Origin of the sequence: Bradyrhizobium sp. YCK136 (genome assembly GCF_044570075.1) — a bacterium.
Classification (GTDB): domain Bacteria; phylum Pseudomonadota; class Alphaproteobacteria; order Rhizobiales; family Xanthobacteraceae; genus Bradyrhizobium; species Bradyrhizobium diazoefficiens.
In genome coordinates this window covers 7,669,371-7,686,738 of the sequence record NZ_CP172424.1, presented here as the reverse complement: position 1 = coordinate 7,686,738, position 17,368 = coordinate 7,669,371, and the positions used below count along the sequence as shown (strand labels likewise).

14 protein-coding genes and 2 pseudogenes are annotated in these 17,368 nt (G+C 65.5%); 8 read left to right on the top strand and 8 right to left on the bottom strand.

Annotated features, from left to right (window positions below):
- Positions 1 to 270: 270 nt before the first annotated feature.
- From ACFLEY_RS37065 to ACFLEY_RS37050, 4 genes are all read left to right on the top strand, one after another.
- Complete coding sequence (locus ACFLEY_RS37065; RefSeq protein WP_211433971.1) at positions 271 to 816, top strand: hypothetical protein; 546 nt, start codon at positions 271 to 273, stop codon at positions 814 to 816.
- 100 nt (positions 817 to 916) lie between these two features.
- Positions 917 to 1,609: a response regulator transcription factor gene (locus ACFLEY_RS37060; RefSeq protein ID WP_011090013.1), complete on the top strand. Its 693-nt coding sequence runs from the start codon at positions 917 to 919 to the stop codon at positions 1,607 to 1,609.
- Positions 1,596 to 2,687, top strand: coding sequence for a HAMP domain-containing sensor histidine kinase (locus ACFLEY_RS37055; protein ID WP_060910631.1), 1,092 nt, complete (start codon positions 1,596 to 1,598; stop codon positions 2,685 to 2,687). Before ACFLEY_RS37060 ends, ACFLEY_RS37055 begins: the two co-directional genes overlap by 14 nt.
- Positions 2,688 to 2,716: 29 nt before the next feature.
- Positions 2,717 to 3,958 (top strand): amidohydrolase family protein, encoded by a 1,242-nt coding sequence (locus tag ACFLEY_RS37050; protein WP_249163189.1) that lies wholly within the window; start codon positions 2,717 to 2,719, stop codon positions 3,956 to 3,958.
- A gap of 10 nt (positions 3,959 to 3,968) precedes the next feature.
- Here the strand turns inward: ACFLEY_RS37050 and ACFLEY_RS37045 are convergent, their stop codons facing one another.
- Both ACFLEY_RS37045 and ACFLEY_RS37040 read right to left on the bottom strand, forming a co-directional pair.
- Positions 3,969 to 4,340 (bottom strand): response regulator transcription factor, encoded by a 372-nt coding sequence (locus ACFLEY_RS37045; RefSeq protein ID WP_060910633.1) that lies wholly within the window; start codon positions 4,338 to 4,340, stop codon positions 3,969 to 3,971.
- Complete coding sequence (locus ACFLEY_RS37040) at positions 4,337 to 5,203, bottom strand: S1C family serine protease (protein ID WP_060910634.1); 867 nt, start codon at positions 5,201 to 5,203, stop codon at positions 4,337 to 4,339. The genes ACFLEY_RS37045 and ACFLEY_RS37040 overlap by 4 nt, the downstream gene beginning before the upstream one ends.
- Before the next feature lie 183 nt (positions 5,204 to 5,386).
- Between ACFLEY_RS37040 and ACFLEY_RS37035 the strand changes: the two are divergent.
- The 3 genes and pseudogenes from ACFLEY_RS37035 (at position 5,387) to ACFLEY_RS37025 (ending at position 9,859) form a co-directional block, all read left to right on the top strand.
- Positions 5,387 to 6,353, top strand: a pseudogene (locus tag ACFLEY_RS37035) (VOC family protein).
- Positions 6,354 to 6,409: 56 nt separating this feature from the next.
- The gene (locus ACFLEY_RS37030) at positions 6,410 to 7,285 is read left to right on the top strand and encodes a dihydrodipicolinate synthase family protein (protein ID WP_011090007.1); all 876 of its coding nucleotides are present in this window, start codon (positions 6,410 to 6,412) and stop codon (positions 7,283 to 7,285) included.
- A gap of 249 nt (positions 7,286 to 7,534) precedes the next feature.
- Positions 7,535 to 9,859, top strand: coding sequence for a xanthine dehydrogenase family protein molybdopterin-binding subunit (locus tag ACFLEY_RS37025; protein WP_060910635.1), 2,325 nt, complete (start codon positions 7,535 to 7,537; stop codon positions 9,857 to 9,859).
- A gap of 222 nt (positions 9,860 to 10,081) precedes the next feature.
- Here ACFLEY_RS37025 and ACFLEY_RS37020 read toward each other — a convergent pair.
- From ACFLEY_RS37020 to ACFLEY_RS36995, 6 genes and pseudogenes are all read right to left on the bottom strand, one after another.
- Positions 10,082 to 10,842 (bottom strand): IS5 family transposase gene (locus ACFLEY_RS37020; RefSeq protein WP_110115998.1). Its coding sequence is split into 2 segments (ribosomal slippage): positions 10,082 to 10,503 and positions 10,503 to 10,842, totalling 762 coding nucleotides; the frame shifts between segments, so codons are not numbered across the junction.
- A 75-nt stretch (positions 10,843 to 10,917) separates the two neighbouring features.
- Positions 10,918 to 11,982: an IS630-like element ISRj1 family transposase gene (locus tag ACFLEY_RS37015; protein ID WP_026192128.1), complete on the bottom strand. Its 1,065-nt coding sequence runs from the start codon at positions 11,980 to 11,982 to the stop codon at positions 10,918 to 10,920.
- A 46-nt stretch (positions 11,983 to 12,028) separates the two neighbouring features.
- Positions 12,029 to 13,090, bottom strand: a pseudogene (locus ACFLEY_RS37010) (IS630 family transposase).
- A gap of 56 nt (positions 13,091 to 13,146) precedes the next feature.
- On the bottom strand, positions 13,147 to 14,343 hold the full coding sequence (locus tag ACFLEY_RS37005; protein WP_396604357.1) for an acyl-CoA dehydrogenase family protein: 1,197 nt from the start codon (positions 14,341 to 14,343) through the stop codon (positions 13,147 to 13,149).
- Between the two features lie 17 nt (positions 14,344 to 14,360).
- Positions 14,361 to 15,509: an acyl-CoA dehydrogenase family protein gene (locus tag ACFLEY_RS37000; protein WP_060910638.1), complete on the bottom strand. Its 1,149-nt coding sequence runs from the start codon at positions 15,507 to 15,509 to the stop codon at positions 14,361 to 14,363.
- A 5-nt stretch (positions 15,510 to 15,514) separates the two neighbouring features.
- Complete coding sequence (locus ACFLEY_RS36995) at positions 15,515 to 16,369, bottom strand: enoyl-CoA hydratase (protein WP_396604356.1); 855 nt, start codon at positions 16,367 to 16,369, stop codon at positions 15,515 to 15,517.
- A 285-nt stretch (positions 16,370 to 16,654) separates the two neighbouring features.
- On the opposite strand from ACFLEY_RS36995, the gene ACFLEY_RS36990 reads away from it, so the two are divergent.
- Positions 16,655 to 17,263, top strand: a complete 609-nt coding sequence (locus ACFLEY_RS36990; protein WP_060910640.1) for a LemA family protein — start codon at positions 16,655 to 16,657, stop codon at positions 17,261 to 17,263.
- Positions 17,264 to 17,368: the final 105 nt, after the last annotated feature.

Below are 17,368 nucleotides of genomic sequence, written 5' to 3'. Positions count from 1 at the left end.
GGCAGGGCACTATGTTGCCAGGATGGCGGCCCATCCGACTCCGATGTGAGTGCGCGACGAAAACTTGGCCAACAGTCCGCATCGCATTCTTGGAGATAGCCCTCACCCCACCCTCTCCCCGTAAGAACGGGGCGAGGGAGCGAGAGAGTTGGGCCTCCCTAACACCCGCGTCAGAATCTGGCGCATTTGTAAGTTGAAGGTGAGGGCGCATTCTCCTCATCTGATCCCCCGGAGCGGCGCGACCGTCGCCGCGACAAGGAGGATATTCAGATGCACAGCAGGCTTCTCACCGGCATCGTCGCGGCGGCCATGGCTGCGACGTTGGCGGTCGCTTCGCCCGTTCTCGCCCGAGGTGGAGGTGGGGGCGGCGGCCATGGTGGTGGTTTCGGCGGCGGAGGACGCGGCGGCTTCGGTGGCGGAGGACATGGCGGCTTTGGCGGCGGAGGACATTTCGGCGGCGGCATGCACGCCGGTGGCTTCGGCGGGATGCATGTCGGCGGCATGGGCGGTGCTCGTTTCGGTGGCGCCCACTTCGCCGGCTCGCCGATGACCGCCCACGCTGCGATCGGGCCGCGCTTTGCCGGTGCGCCGCTCGCGACCCGCGCCGCCTTCGGGCCGCGTTTCGCCGGCACGGGCTGGCACGGCAGGCCCTTCATCGGCCGCCATGCATTCTTCTTCCGCCATCATCGCTTCCACCGGTTCGCCTTCGTTGGCGCGCCCTTCTACTACGCCAATTACTACGACGACGGTTGCTGGCGCAGGAGCTGGACGCCCTATGGGTGGCAATGGGTCAATGTGTGCGGAGACTATTGGTAGTCGCATCGCCGTACCGCACCATTGTCGCGATCGCCATCGGGCGGTTCCGCTCAGCCCCGGAACGGGATAGTCTGGTGGCGATCGTCGCGCGGAGTTTTGCATGACCGGAGGTCACCGCCGCATCCTGGTCGTCGAGGACGATCCGGAAACCGCAGGCCAACTCGTCGAAGAGTTGACGACCTCTGGCTATGAGGTCGATCTCGCCGCCACAGGGCGCGAAGCCCTGAGCCACGGCGCCGCCCGCGACTATGCCGTGATCACCATCGACCGCATGCTGCCCGACATCGACGGCATCACCGTGATGCGCCAATTGCGCGACGACGGCATCGCGGCGCCCTTCCTGATCATCTCCGCGCTCGGCGAGGTCGACGACCGCGTGCGTGGCCTGCGCGCCGGCGGGGACGACTATCTCGTCAAGCCGTTCTCCTTCGTCGAGCTGCTTGCGCGGCTCGAGGCCCTCGGCCGCCGCAGCGAGACCATCGCCAAGGAGACGCTGTTGCGCGTCGGCGACCTCGCCATCGACCTGATCGCGCGCAACGCCAGCCGCCGCGGCCGCAAGATTCCGCTGCTGCCGCGCGAGTTTCAGCTGCTCGAATATCTCGTCCGCAACGAGGGCCGCGTCGTCTCGCGTGCGATGCTGCTCCAGCATGTCTGGGACCTGCATTTCGATCCCTCGACCAACATCATCGACGTCTATGTCGGGCGCGTCCGCCGCAAGGTCGACGATGCCCAGGCCTATCCGCTGATCCACACCATCCGCGGCATCGGATATTGTCTCCGTGCTCCTGGCTAAGACGCTCCGCTCCTCGACCTTCCGTCTGGCGCTGATCGCGATCGCGGCATTCGGGCTGATCGTCGCGGCGATCATGGCCTACGTCTATTTCGGTACGCTCGCCTATGTGGAGAGCCGGCTCGGCTCCGCCGGCGATCGCGACGGCTTCACCGGCACGATCGAACTCGCCATGGTCGCGGTCGCGGTGCTGCTCCTGGTGCTCGCCGGGCTCGCAGCCGTGCTGGTCACCCGGCGCACGGTGGGACGGATCGAGGAGATCAACGCCACCAGCCGTGCCATCATGCTGTCCGGTCTCGACCGCCGCATTCCCCTGCGCGGCAGCCACGACGAGTGGGACCGCGTCGCCGAAAACCTCAACCAGATGCTCGACCGCATCGAGACGCTGATGGGCGAGGTCAAGCAGGTCAGCGACAACGTCGCCCACGATCTGCGCACGCCGCTGACGCGCATGCGCGGCCGGCTGGAGAAGGCCTATCACACCCCGCGCAACAGCGAGGCGGATGCCGCGCTGATCGGCGACACCATCGCCGATCTCGATGCCGTGCTCGGCATGTTCGCCTCCATCACCCGGATCTCGGAGATCGAGACCCGCGCCCGCAGGAGCGCCTTTCGCGCGCTTGATCTCGCCGAGATCGCCGGCGAGGTCGTCGAGCTCTACGACGCCGCCGCCGAGCAGGTTGCGACGCGTCTCAGCCTCGGCGGCGACCGCGAGGTCGCGATCACGGGCGACCGCGACCTGCTGTTCGACGCCGTCGCCAATCTCGTCGACAACGCGATCAAGCACGGCCGCAAAGGCGGGCAGGTGACGGTGACCTGCCGCAGCGCCGATGGCGGCGCCATGATTACGATCGCCGACGACGGTCCGGGCATTCCCGCTGAGGCGCGCGATCACGTCTTCAAGCGGTTCTACCGTCTCGAACAAAGCCGCTATACGCCGGGCAACGGCCTCGGCCTCAGCCTCGTCGCGGCAGTGGCGCGCCTTCATGGCGCCGAGATTGCGCTGCATGACAATGCGCCGGGCCTGACGGTCCAGCTCCGGTTTCCCCTGCCTGCGCAGCCCGGCACCCAACTTGCATGATTGCACGCGTACCGAGTGGAAGTCCTGCAATGCCCCGCCTGCCAGACCTCGTCATCACCAATGCTCGCACGCGCAGCCGCGAGATCGTCGACATAGGGATCACCGATGGCGTGATCACCGCGATCGGCAACCGGCTCGATCCCGGCGCACAGGCCTTCGTCGATGCCAAGGGCGGCCTGGTGACGCCGGCCTTTGTCAATCCGCACCTGCACCTCTGCAAGGTCTGGACCCTGCCGATGATGTCGGAGGCGGCGCTAGAGGCCTATCAGGGCGGCGGCACGAGCGAGGCGGCGAAGGCGGTCGATCTCGCCGCAGCGGTGAAGAGCAACTACGACGCGTCCTGGATCGTCCCGAACGCACAGCGCGCGGTGGCGTTCGCCGCGCTCCACGGCAACCTCCACATCCGCGCCTTCGCCGACGTCGACACCAAGGCCCGGCTGGAGGGCGTCAAGGCGCTGCTCGCGATCCGCGAGGAGTTTCGCGGCATCGTCGACATCCAGGTCGTGGCATTCCCGCAGGACGGCCTGTTTCGCGAGCCCGGCGCAGAGGGCCTGATGCGCAAGGCGATGGCGCTCGGGGCCGACGTCGTCGGCGGGATTCCCTGGATCGAAGCCGACGAAGAGGACATGCGCCGCCATGTCGCGTTCTGCTTCGACCTCGCGGCCGAGCACGGCGCCGAAACCTCGATGCTGCTGGACGACGTCGGCGACGCCAACATGCGCACGCTCGACATGATGGCGCGCGCGGTGATCGCGCGCGGCGTCGAGGGCCGGGCGCTCGCCCATCATTGCCGGGCGATGGCGCTCTATCCCGAGAACTATCTCCGCGAGCTGAAGGTGCTGCTCGGAAAGGCCCGTGTCAGCGTCGTCAGCAATCCGCACAACGGCCCGCTGCACGCGCGGGTGAAGGAATTGCTCGGTGCCGGCATCAATGTCTGCCTCGGCCAGGACGACATTTCCGAGGCCTATTATCCGTTCGGCCGCAACAACATGCTGGAGGTGGCGTTCCTCGCCTCGCATCTGTTGTGGATGACGAAGAAGAGCGAGTTCGAGACGCTCTACGACATGATCACCACGCGCGCCGCGACGGCGATCAACCTCGAGCGCTATGGCCTCGGGCTCGGCTGCGCAGCCAACCTGGTCGTGCTCGAACAGGCCGACGTCACCGAGGCGCTGCACTTCCACAGCCCGCCCAGCATCGTGATCAGCCATGGCCGCGTCGTCGATACCGACCGCATGCGCGAGCTGGCGCAGACCGCGATCGGCGATTGAACCGCGCCGCTCAGAGCTCGATCACGCCGCGGCGCGCGGCATGCGCCACCGCATCGGTGCGGCCGGTGGCATCCAGCTTGTCGAGCAGCGAGCCGACATGGAATTTCACGGTGTGCACGGAGATGCCGAGCTGACGCGCGATCATCTTGTTGGAGGCGCCCTCGGCCATCAGCGCCAGCACGTCGAGCTCGCGCTGCGTCAGTGCGATGTCCTCGGGCATGCTGCGCGGATCGCGGGCGACGATCGTCGCGGCGGCCTGCTCGCCGGGCGCGGCAAGGCGCAGCCCGGCGACATTGCCGAGCAGCGCCGCCAGGCGATCGGCGAGGGCGGGATCGTCGATCTCCAGGGACAGCACGATCTCCGGCAGCTTCTCCTCGCTCACGCCTCCGGCCTCTCGCCGACCGTGACCCTGAAGCTGATCGGCTCGCCGCCGCGGCGCACCGCGACAACGACCACAGCGCCGACGCTCGCAGGTCCCAGCGTTCGCGACAGCGCGCGCACGCCGGAGAGCTTCTGGTCGTTGACCGCCACGATCACATCGCCCTGGCGGATGCCGGCCGCCGCCGAAGGTCCGGCCTTGTCGACATTCATCACCATGGCGCCGATGCCGTCGTCGAGCCGCACCGGCTGGAGTCCGAGCCCGAGATATCCGCGCGCGATGCGGCCGCGCGCCTCGAGTTGCGGCGCGATGCGCTCGATCGTCGCCGTCGGGATCACCAGCACGCGCCTTGGTCCGAGCACGGCCATCCCAAAGGCTTCACCGGTCGCATCGAGCGCAAGGCCGCCTTCCTGGCCGGGACGCAGGCGAACGTCGAGCTCGATCCGTGCATCGATGTCGCCCCCGCGCAGGGAGCGCCAGCTCTTGCCGGACGCCGATACCATCCCGAGCGCGGCGCTCGGCGTATCACGGTTGGTGGCCACGACAACCGACAACGCGCCGAGGGGCGGGACCGTCGCGGCGAGCTTGACCGGCGCGACGCCGGCCTCAGTGCGCAGCAGCGCGATGTCGGTGGTGTGGTCGCGGCCGGCGATCGTGGCGACCACCCGGCTGCCGTCGGGGAGGCCGATCTCGACCTCGCCCTCGTCGGCCAACGCCTCGTCGGCGGTGACGATCAGGCCGGGCTTCCAGACGAAGCCGGTTGCGCGGGAGCGATGCGAGTGCACGGAGACGACGGAGGGCGCGGTGCGCGCCACGACATCCGCGAGCGCGGACGACAGTGAGGACAGTGGAGTTGGGGCGGTCATGGCGGTCTCCTGTAAGTTGTCCCCAATCTGGGATGTCGCGCGCGGTAGCGAAACTGGCCGGGTGGCCAGGACAGTGCCGGCGCCGGCCGACGAACATGTGATTGGGAGCCGTTCACGGGAACGTGTAGCAATCGGTCGATATTGCGCCGTACGGCCTTAGACGTTTCCAGCGAGCCCCGACCGATGACCATCGATCTCACCCGCCGCACCCTGCTCCAACTTGCCGGCGCCACCTCGCTCGCGATGGCGGCCGCGGCTGCCGCACGCGCCGAGGGGACTGCGCAAGGCGGCGGGCCGACCTATGCCAGCCGCACGCCGATGCGGGTCGGCATGGTGACGCTCCGGGTCAAGAATCTCGACACGGTTGCCGACTACTACCGCGACGTGATCGGGCTGACCGTCATGGAGCGCTCCGCCAGCGCTGCGAAGCTCGGTACGGCCGGCATCACACTGCTCGTGCTCGAGGCGCGTCCCGATGCGGCGATCGAGCCGCGCAATGCCGCAGGCCTCTACCACACCGCCTTCCTGATGCCCGACCCGCAAGGATCTCGCGCGCTGGCTGGTGCACGCCGCCTCGCATCGCGTGCCGCTGTCGGGCTTTGCCGACCATCTCGTCAGCGAATCCGTCTATCTCGACGACCCCGAAGGTAACGGCATCGAGGTCTATGCCGACCGTGAGCCCTCGCAATGGCAGTGGAGCGAGGGCAGCGTGAAGATGGCGACCGACGAGCTCAACATCCCCGACCTGCTGTCGCTGACCAATACGCGCGTTCCCGACTATGCCAAGGCGCCGGACGGAATGCGCGTCGGCCACATGCATCTGCGCGTCGGCGATCTCGCGCAGGCCGAGAACTTCTACCACGGCACCGTCGGCCTCGACCCGACCCGCAAGCGCAACGGCGCGGCGTTCCTGTCGTCGGGCCGCTATCACCATCACCTCGGCATGAACGTCTGGCAGAGCCAGGGCGCGGGCCAGCGCGACGATTCCACAACCGGTCTCGCCTGGTTCTCGCTGGTGATGGCGAAGCAGGAGCTGCTCGCCGCTCAGGAAGAGCGCCTGCGCAAGAGCGGTGTGAAGGTCACGGCGCTTGCCGACGGTTTGGAGGCGGTCGATCCCTGGGGCACGCGGGTGCGCTTGCTCAAGGTTTGATCGCCGGGGCGGGCATTGGTAATACCCGTCGGGTGCCAGCTTCCGGAGCCCCCGACATGTCCGAATTCCACGGCGTCTTCCCCTACCTCGTCTCCCCCGTCGATGCCGACGGCACGGTGCGGACGAGCGTGCTCGCAAAGCTCTGCGACGACCTGATCGGTGCCGGCGTGCATGGTCTGACGCCGCTCGGCTCGACCGGCGAGTTCGCCTATCTCAATGCCGCCCAGCGCACGGCGGTCGTGCAGACCACGATCGAAGCCGCGAAGGGCCGCGTGCCCGTGGTGGCCGGCGTCGCCTCCACCTCGACCGCGGATGCGGTGACGCAGGCACGGACGTATCAGAAGCTCGGCGCCGACGGCATTTTGGCGATCCTGGAGGCGTATTTCCCGCTCGCCGATACCCAGGTCGAATCCTATTTCCGCGCCATCGCGGACGCCGTGGACATTCCCGTCGTCATCTACACCAATCCGCAATTCCAGCGCTCCGACCTCACCCTCGAAATCATCGCGCGCCTCGCCGAGCATCCGCGCATTGGCTACATCAAGGACGCCTCGACCAACACCGGCCGGCTGCTCTCGATCATGAACCGCTGCGGCGATCGCCTGCGCGTGTTCTCGGCCTCCGCCCACATTCCGGCCGCGGTGATGCTGATCGGCGGGCTCGGCTGGATGGCGGGACCTGCCTGCATCATCCCGCGCCAGAGCGTCGCGCTCTACGACCTCTGCCGGGCGGGCCGCTGGGACGAGGCCATGGCGCTCCAGCGCAGGCTGTGGCGGATCAACGAAGCCTTCGCCCGCTTCAACCTCGCCGCCTGCATCAAGGCCGGCCTTTCGATCCAGGGCTACGACGTCGGCGATCCCATCCCGCCGCAGGCCGCGCTGACGGCCGATGCGCGCAAGGTGGTGGAGACAGCGCTCCGGGAGCTGGCGTAGCCGTCATTCCGGGGCGATGCGCAGTGCGTAGGGTGGGCAAAGCGAAGCGTGCCCACCATCTTGATCGCGTTGGTTGAGCGACCGTGGGCACGGCGCAAGTGCGCCTTTGCCCACCCTACGGAATCGCAGATTTGCGGGACCGCATGCCGAAATCGTGGATATCCCGCCCAAAACCGCGGCTGGTATGCCCCCGGTCGATCCGCTAAAAGGCTGCCCGCAGTTTCGAAAAGACCTCGAGGACCCCACGGAATGAACATTCTTCCCGGCAATTTGCGTTTCGGAGCGGGCCAGCCCGTCAAGCGTTTGGAAGACCAGCGGCTGCTGACCGGGAAGGGGCAATTCATCGACGACAAGCCGCAGGACGGCGCGCTGTGGTTGCACGTGCTGCGCTCGCCGCATGCGCACGCGAAGATCGTCTCGATCGACACCAGCGCCGCGGCCGGGATGCCCGGCGTCACGGCGGTCTACACCGGTGCGGATCTCGTCAAGGACGATATCGGCAGCATCCCGACGCTGAGCATCTTCAAGCGCCCCGACGGCAAGCCGATGACGGTGCCGCCGCGCCGGCTGCTCGCCCATGAGGTCGTGCGTTACACCGGCGAGGCTGTGGCGGCGGTGGTGGCGGCCTCCCGCGCGGAGGCGCAAAGCGCAGCCGAAGCGATCGTGGTCGAATATGACGTGCAGCCCGCGGTGGTCGACCCGGTCGAGGCGGTGAAGCCCGGCGCGCCTGTGGTGTGGCCGGAGGCGCCCGACAACATCGTCGGCGCGATGGCTTACGGCGATGCCGCCAAGGTGGACGAGGCCTTTGCCAAGGCCGCGCACACGGTCGAGCTCGACATCATCAGCCAGCGCCTCGTGCCCTCCGCGATGGAGCCGCGCTCGACCATCGCCGAGATCGACAAGAAGACCGGACGTCTCCTCCTGCACGTGCAGTCGCAGACGCCGGCCTCGACCCGCGACGTGCTGGCGGAAGCCGTGCTCAAGCGCCCCAAGGACAGCGTCCGCGTGCTGGTCGGCGACATCGGCGGCGGCTTTGGCCAGAAGACCAACCTCTATCCCGAGGACGGCATCGTCGCCTACGCCGCGACCAAGCTGAACAGGAAGATCCGCTGGCGCGGCGACCGCACCGACGAGTTCGTCGGCGGCACCCACGGCCGCGACCTCACCTCGACCGCGTCCTTCGCGCTGGACGAGAAGGGCAAGGTGCTGGCCTATCGGGTCAAGTCGATCGGCTGCACCGGCGCCTATTCTTCGGGGGCCGCCAACATCATTCCGCTGGTGCTCGGGCCGTTCGTGCAGACCGGCGTCTACGATCTTCCGCTGGTGCATTTCGAGGTGAAGTCGGTGATGACCCACACCGCGCCGGTCGGTGCCTATCGCGGTGCGGGCCGGCCCGAGGCCGTCTTCATCGTCGAGCGCCTGTTCGACGCCGCCGCGCGAAAAATCGGCATGGATCCGCGCGCGATCCGGAAAGCCAACTACATCAAGCCGGCGCAGCTGCCCTACACCAATGCTGCGGGCCAGGTTTACGATTCCGGTGCCTTCGCGCATATGCTGGACCGCGCGGTGAAGCTTGCCGATTGGGACGGCTTCGCCGCGCGCAAGAAGGCCGCGAAGAAGAAGGGCCTGCTCTACGGCCGCGGGCTCACGTCGTACATCGAATGGACCGGCGGCCGCGCCCATACCGAGAAGGTCAGCCTGCACGCGACCTCGCAGGGCCGCGTCGTCTTGCATTCCGGCACAATGGCGATGGGGCAGGGGCTTCAGACCACCTACACCCAGATGATCGCCGACACGCTCGGCATTGCCATGGACAAGATCGATGTCGTCCAGGGCGACACCGATCTGGCGATGGGCTTTGGCAGCGTCGGCTCGCGCTCGCTGTTCGTCGGCGGAACGGCCGTGGCCGTCTCGTCGAATGACCTGATCCAGAAGGCGCGCGAGAAGGCGGCGAACGTGCTGGAGACCTCGGTCGAGGACATCGAATATCAGGGCGGCATGCTCACCGTGGTCGGCACCGACCGCCGCATCAGCCTGTTCGACCTTGCCGAGAAGGAGAGCGGCGCAAAACTCAGCGTCGATTCGGAAGGCGAGGTCGATGGTCCGAGCTGGCCGAACGGCACGCATATCTGCGAGGTCGAGATCGACCCCGAAACCGGCGTCTCCCGCGTCGTGCGCTACACCACCGTCGACGACGTCGGTGTCGCCGTGAACCCGATGCTGGTGACGGGCCAGATCCATGGCGGCGTCGCGCAAGGCATCGGCCAGGCGCTTTATGAGGGCGTCTCCTACGATGCCGACGGCCAGCTCCTGACCGCGAGCTATCAGGACTACTGCATCCCGCGCGCCGGCGACGTGCCGCCGATCGAGGTGACACTGGACGATTCCGCGCCCTGCCGCACCAACCCGCTCGGCGCCAAGGGCTGCGGCGAATCCGGCGCCATCGGCGGCCCGCCCTGCGTCACCAACGGCGTGATGGACGCACTCGCCGAGCTCGGCATCACCCAGCTCAACACGCCCCTGACGCCGCAGAAGATCTGGCAGGCGATCAGGGACGCGAAGGCGGGCGGGTAAGCGCAACGCCGAATCGTTGCGCTGACTGTCGCCGCACACTCAACTGTCGTCCCGGACAAGCGCGCCATAAGCGCGCGCCGATCCGGGACCATAACCACCGGGAATGGTTGTGGCGCGAAGCAGGTAACTCCGAGTCCCCGTAACCACATCCGCCTGTGGTTATGGATCCCGGATCTGCGCTTACGCTTGTCGGGACGACAGCGGAGGATCTAGGGTCCAGACTCAATTGAGCCAATATGCGACGAGAGCGGCGAGATGAACAGCGGCCAAAAAATTACGGGCGAGCTTGTCATATCGCGTGGCGATGCGCCGGAAGTCCTTGAGCCTGCAAAAGCAGCGTTCGATGACATTTCGTCCTTTGTAGGCGCGTTTGTTGAAGCGATGGATGACGACACGGTTAGATTTATTGGGGATTACGGGCTTGGCGCCACGACGAATGATTTCGCCGCGAAGCTTGTCGCCATCATACCCTTTGTCGGCGAGGAGCACGCTCATGGGTGGCGCGAGCGCCAGGACATCGGGAGCCGCAGCGATATCGGCATCCTGGCCTGGAGTCAGATGCAGGACGACCGGCCGGCAGAGCGGATCGCTCAGCGCATGGATTTTTGTCGTGCGGCCTCCGCGCGAGCGGCCGATTGCTTGATTGTGCTCCCCCCTTTTCCGCCGGAGGCACACCGGTGAGCTTTAATCGAGGTCGAGTCGAGCGACAGTACGACGCCGTCTTCGCCAGGCTTGGCCAGCGCTTCGAAGATTGCGCACCATCGTCCTCGCTTGGCCCAGCGATTGAAGCGATTGTAGATCGTCGTGTAAGGGCCGTATTCACGTGGACAATCACGCCATCGTGCACCCGATTGCAGCATGTGAATGATGCCGCTGACGATGCGTCGGTCGTCGTCCCGATCCGGCCCCGTCAGTCCCCTCGGCAGATGCGGTTCGATACGCGCCCATTGCCTGTCGTTCAGCCAAAACAAACCAGCGCGCATTCTCTCGCCCCCGAATCAACACGTAGGCAAGAGAATCACGTGGCGCTATTTAGGTACAGACCCTAGTACCCGGAATCAGAGCTGAGTGATGCGGCGGCCTTTGAAACGGCGTTGACGGACCTTTTTCTTGGTCCAGACGAAGGGCTCGGCTCTGTCGTTGTATGCGTTGACGTAGGCATCGATGTGTTCCTGAAGCTGCTTGAGGCTCGTGAAGGAGGTGCCGCTGAGCGACTGCCCCTGCAAGATGGAAAACCATACTTCGACCTGATTGAGCCATGACGCACTTGTCGGCGTGAAATGAAATTGCACGTTGGGGTGGGCCTTGAGCCAGTCCTCGTTCTTTTTATGGGTGTTGAGGTTGTCGAGGATGACGTGAAGCTTGCGGTTCGGAAAAGCCGCGGTGACGCTGTTCATGAAATCGAGAAACTCGACGCGGCGCCGGCGTTTTGAATGGGTCGCGATGATCTTTCCGGTGGCGACTTCGAGCGCCGCAAACAATGTTGTGGTGCCATGCCGCTTGTAATCGTGGCTTTGGCCGGTCAAGGCGCGGCCATTGGGCAACTTCAGATAACCCTGCGCTCGCTCCAAAGCCTGGATCGAGGGCTTCTCGTCCACGCACAGCACAATGGCCTTCGCCGGCGGCGCGACATAGAGGCCGACAACATCGGCGGCTTTGGCCGTAAAGTTCGGGTCGTTGCTCTCGCACCAGGACTTGCGAGCCACCAGGTCAATCTTGTGGCTGCGCAGGAACCGCCAGACATATTGGACATCGACATCGCCCAGCGCCTCGGCCAGCAGGGGGCCGGTCCAGCGCGCAAACCCTTGCGGTGGCGGCTTATCCAGCAGCTTCAGAATCCGCTTGTCGGTCGTCTTCGTATAGATCGGCTGCTTGCCAGGCCGCGGCTTGTCTTGCAGCCCTTCAAGGCCATGGTCGGCATAGCGATGCCGCCAAAGGCTGACAATCCGCGGCTGGACCCCAACTTCCTTGGCGATCGACCGGGTGCTGCGCCCATCCGCCGCCAACAGAACTATCCGCGCCCGCTTCAAATCGCGCTGCAACGTCACCGGTGAGCGACAGCACGCCTCAAGCACCTTGCGATCTTTCCTCGAAAGGTGGACTTCTCTTGCTTCGGGTATCATCCCGACCTTGAATCACGACTCACGTTCCAAGAAATAGTACCCGGAATCAGAGCTGAGTGATACGGCGGCCTTTGAAGCGGCGTGACGGACCTTTTTCTTGGTCCAGACGAAGGGCTCGGCTTTGTCGTTGTACGCGTTGACGTAGGCGTCGATGTGTTCCTGAAGCTGCTTGAGGCTGTAAAGGAGATGCCGCTAAGCGACTGCCCCTGCAGGATCGAAAACCATACCTCGACCTGATTGAGCCAGGACGCACTTGTCGGCGTGAAATGAAATTGCACGTTGGGGTGGGCCTTAAGCCAGTCCTCGTTCTTCTTGTGGGTGTTGAGGTTGTCGAGGATGACGTGAAGCTGGCGGTTCGGAAAGGCCGCGGTGAGGCTGTCCATGAAATCGAGAAACTCGACGCGGCGACGGCGTTTTGAATGGGTCGCGATGATCTTTCCGGTGGCGACTTCGAGCGCCGCAAACAATGTTGTGGTGCCATGCCGCTTGTAATCGTGGCTTTGGCCGGTCAAGGCGCGGCCATTGGGCAACTTCAGATAACCCTGCGCTCGCTCCAAAGCCTGGATCGAGGGCTTCTCGTCCACGCACAGCACAATGGCCTTCGCCGGCGGCGCGACATAGAGGCCGACAACATCGGCGGCTTTGGCCGTAAAGTTCGGGTCGTTGCTCTCGCACCAGGACTTGCGAGCCACCAGGTCAATCTTGTGGCTGCGCAGGAACCGCCAGACATATTGGACGTCAACATCGTCCAGCGCCTCGGCCAGCAGGGGCCGGTCCAGCGCGCAAACCCGTGCGGCGGCGGCTTATCCAGCAGCTTCAGAATCCGCTTGTCGGTCGTCTTCGTATAGATCGGCTGCTTGCCAGGCCGCGGCTTGTCTTGCAGCCCTTCAAGGCCATGGTCGGCATAGCGATGCCGCCAAAGGCTGACAATCCGCGGCTGGACCCCAACTTCCTTGGCGATCGACCGGGTGCTGCGCCCATCCGCCGCCAACAGAACTATCCGCGCCCGCTTCAAATCGCGCTGCAACGTCACCGGTGAGCGACAGCACGCCTCAAGCACCTTGCGATCTTTCCTCGAAAGGTGGACTTCTCTTGCTTCGGGTATCATCCCGACCTTGAATCACGACTCACGTTCCAAGAAAGGTACTAGCGCGAGCTTTGCCTTCAAATCCCCAGCATCATCTTCGCGATGATGTCGCGCTGGATCTCGGACGTGCCGCCGAAGATCGTGTAGGTCCGGCCGTTGAGATATTCCGGCACCACCGTCAGCATGTCCTCGGGTATCGCCGGCTCGTGGTTGAGCTTGTAGAGCGGGCGCATCGGCTCGACGGCGAGGGCGTCGTGGCCGATCACGTCGGCGCCCAGTCGTGTCACGGCCTGGCGGATCTCGCTGTTGCGCAGCTTCAGGATCGACGACACCGCGCCGGGATTCTGTCCGGTCTGGAGCGCCGAGAGCACGCGCAGCTCGGTCATCTCCAGCGCGTCGATGTCGACCTCGACCTCCGAAATGCGCGTCGCGATGTCAGGACTGTCGATCGCGCGGCCGGTCAGGTCCGACTCGGCAAGGTCCGCGATCGCCTTCAGCCCTTCGCGCAGCTTGGCGGAGGCGATGCCCGAGCCGCGCTCGAATTCGAGCAGGTACTTGCCGTAGGTCCAGCCCTTGCCTTCCTCGCCGACCCGATTGGCCATGGGCACGCGCACGTCGTCGAAGAACACCTGGTTGACCTCGTGGTCGCCGCCGATGGTGAGGATCGGGCGCGTCGTGATGCCCGGCGTCTTCATGTCGATCAGGATGAAGCTGATGCCGTCCTGCTGCCGCGGTCCGTCGCTGGTGCGCACCAGCGCGAACATGCGGTTGGCGTGGTGGGCATGCGTGGTCCAGATCTTGGTGCCGTTGATGATGTAGTGGTCGCCGTCGCGCACCGCGCGCGTCTTCAGCGAAGATAGGTCGGAGCCGGAGCCCGGCTCGGAGTACCCCTGGCACCAATAATCCTCGCCGGAGAGAATCCGCGGCAAATAGAAGTTCTTCTGCTCAGGGCTGCCGAAGCCGATGATGACGGGCCCGACCATCTTTACGCCCATGACATTCACATTGGGCACGCCGGCGCGCGCGGATTCGATCTCGAAAATCCAGCGCTGTGCCGGCGTCCAGTCCGGACCGCCATATTCGACCGGCCAGCCCGGCGCGCCCCAGCCCTGCCTGTGGAGCGCGCGCTGCCAGGCCATGCCGATATCAGGATCGGAAAATACCGAGGGCGTCAGCGCGGTCGCGCGCTTCATCTCCTCGGTGAGATTTTTGGCGATGAAGCCGCGCACCTCGTCCTGGAAGGCGCGCTCCTCGGCATTGAACGACAGGTCCATGATGCGCTCCTTTCGGTTCAGGCCGATACGCCGGTGCGACCAAGCCGGGCGTGGCGGGCATAGTGGTGCGCGCTGCCGCCGAACAGCGTGTCGAAGGCGACGAGCCGCTTGAAATAGGCGCCGACCTCGAGCTCCTCGGTGACGCCCATGCCGCCGTGAAGCTGGATCGACTGCTCGCCGACGAAGCGCGCGCATTTGCCGATCTTCGCCTTCGCGCCCGACGCGGCCCGCGCGCGCTCGGTCGGCGTGCTGTCTGCCTTCAGCGCGGCGCGCAGCGCCATCGAGCGCGCCTCGTCCACCTGCATCGCCATGTCGGCGAGGCGGTGGCGGATCACCTGGTTGGCGGACAGCGGCCGGCCGAACTGCTTCCGGATCTTGGTGTATTCCAGCGTCGTCTCCAGCAGCGTCTGCATGATGCCGACGGCTTCCGCGCCGAGCGCGGCCATGGCGCGGTCGACGGCCCATTCGATTGCGGGCAGCGCATCCTTGCCGTCGCCGAGCAGGGCATCCTCAGGAAGATGCACGTCGGGCAGCTCGATATTGCACGCGCGCCCGCCGCCGAGGCGCGGATAGTCGGAGATTGAGAGGCTTGGCGCCGTTGCCGGCACCAGGAACAGGCCGATCCGCCCCGATGGCCCCCGATGATCGTGAATATGCGCGGAGACGATGATCTCGTCGGCGGCATGGCCGTCGAGCACGGCAATCTTGCTGCCGGCAAGACGCCAGCCCTGCGCGGTCTTGTTGGCTGCGGTCGCAACTTTGGCGAGATCGAACCGCGCTGCGCGTTCGGAATGCGCAAGCGCCAGCTTCAACGACCCGTCCGCGATCTTCGGCAGGCTCGCCTGCTTCTGCGCCGTGCTGCCGCATCTGTCGATCAGCGCGGCTCCGAGCACGACGGTTGCGACATAAGGCTCCGACACCAGCCCGCGGCCGAAGGCTTCCATCAAGATGCCGATCTCGACCGCACCACCGCCGAGCCCATCAAACTGCTCCGGGATCGGCAACGCCAACCAGCCGAGCTCGGCAAACTGCGTCCATACCGCCGGGCTGAAGCCGAGCGGATCGTTCGCCATCTTGCGGCGATGATCGGCATCGTAGCTCTCGGCCACGAAGCGTTCCGCGCTTTCGCGCAGCAGCCGTTGCTCGTCGCTCAGATTGAGGTCCATCGCGTCTACTCCGCGGCCGCCGGCGGCTTGCGCACGGAGGGACGCAGGCCCGATGGATCGACGATCATGCCGAACTCCTGAAGGTTATGGGCGTGACAGAGCTGATGCAGGGCAAAGGCCTGGTCGATTGCAGCCGGCTGGCCCATCACATCGACCGAACGATTGACCGCCTCCTTGGTCAGCTTCAGCGCGAAGGACGGCTTTGATGCGATCCGGCGCGCCAGCTCCAGCACGCGCGATGACAACTCCGCGCGTGGCACGACCTGATTGACCATGCCGAGCTGATGCGCCTCCTGCGCGCTCCAGCTGTCGGCCGTGAACAGGAATTCCTTGGCCTTGCGCGGCCCGAGCTCCCAAGGATGCACGAACCATTCGACGCCGCAGACGCCCATGGCGACCACGGGATCGCAGAACTGCGCATCGTCGCTGGCGACGATGAGGTCGCAGGCCCAGGCCAGCATCAAGCCGCCGGCGATGCACTTGCCGTGCACCTCGGCGATAACAGGCTTTGCCAGATTGCGCCAACGGCGCGTGATCTGGAGATATATTTCCTGCTCGCGCGCGAAGCGGCCGTGCGCGTTGGCTTCGGCGAAGCCGCCCCAATTTCCGATCGGCGGAAAATCGACGCCCGCTTCATTCTTGCCGCCCGGGCGCAAATCGTGGCCCGAGGAGAAATGCGGCCCATTGCCGGCGAGGATGATCACCTTGACCGCGTCGTCCTGCACCGCGGCATCGAAGGCAGCGTTGAGGTCGTAGGTCATTTGCAGGTTCTGCGCGTTGCGCGCATCGGGCCGGTTCATGACGACCCGGGCAATCGCCGGCTCCGGCCGCTCCACGAGGATGGTCTCGAACGAGGACATCGCGTTCCCCCTGGCGTTTCCGTTTGGTCTTATTGTTTCGTTGAGTTGACTATGTTGGCCGGTGATAGGCAAGGGGCTTGCGTCAATCGGCTGGCGATGGGGCGCGCATATGCTTGTTGCAGTCATTCCGGGGCGCGAAGCGAACCCGGAATCTCGAGATTCTTCGATGCTCCGGGCCGCGCTTGCGCGGTCCCGTCGCATCGCCCGGGAATGACGAAAAGAAATCTCGACACTCGCCAGGGCCCTTCTGATAGTTTGCGCCGGATTCCACCGGGAGAAATTTTGATGCGCAAGATCCTGACCGTGCTGGCGGCGCTGGCCTCGCTCAGCCTCACCAATTGTGGCTACAACGCGATCCAGAGCGAGGACGAGCAGATCAAGGCCAACTGGTCCGAGGTCGTGAACCAGTATCAGCGCCGCGCCGATCTCGTGCCCAACCTCGTCAACTCGGTGAAGGGCTTTGCCCAGCAGGAGAAGGACGTGCTGCTCGGCGTGACCAATGCCCGCGCCAAGGTCGGCAGCATCCAGGCAACGCCGGAGGTGCTGAACGACCCCGCGGCCTTCCAGAAGTTCCAGGCCGCCCAGGGCGAGCTCTCCAGCGCGCTGTCGCGCCTCCTGGTCGTCACCGAGAACTATCCGCAGCTCAAGTCGGACGCGCTGTTCAAGGACCTGATGTCCCAGCTCGAGGGCACCGAGAACCGCATCACGGTGGCGCGCAATCGCTACATCAAGGCGGTGCAGGAGTACAACGTCACCATCCGCTCGTTCCCGACCAACCTCACCGCGATGACGTTCGGCTACAAGGAGAAGCCGAACTTCTCGGTCGAGAACGAGAAGGAGATCTCGACCGCGCCGAAGGTCGATTTCAATCCTTCGCCCGCGCCATCGAAGTAAGTGCGTTCGCCTCTCATGCGCGCCACGCCCACCACTGTCATTCCCCGCGAAAGCGGGGAATCCAGTACGCCGCGGCCTTTCCGTATCTCGCTGCCGTCTCGGGAA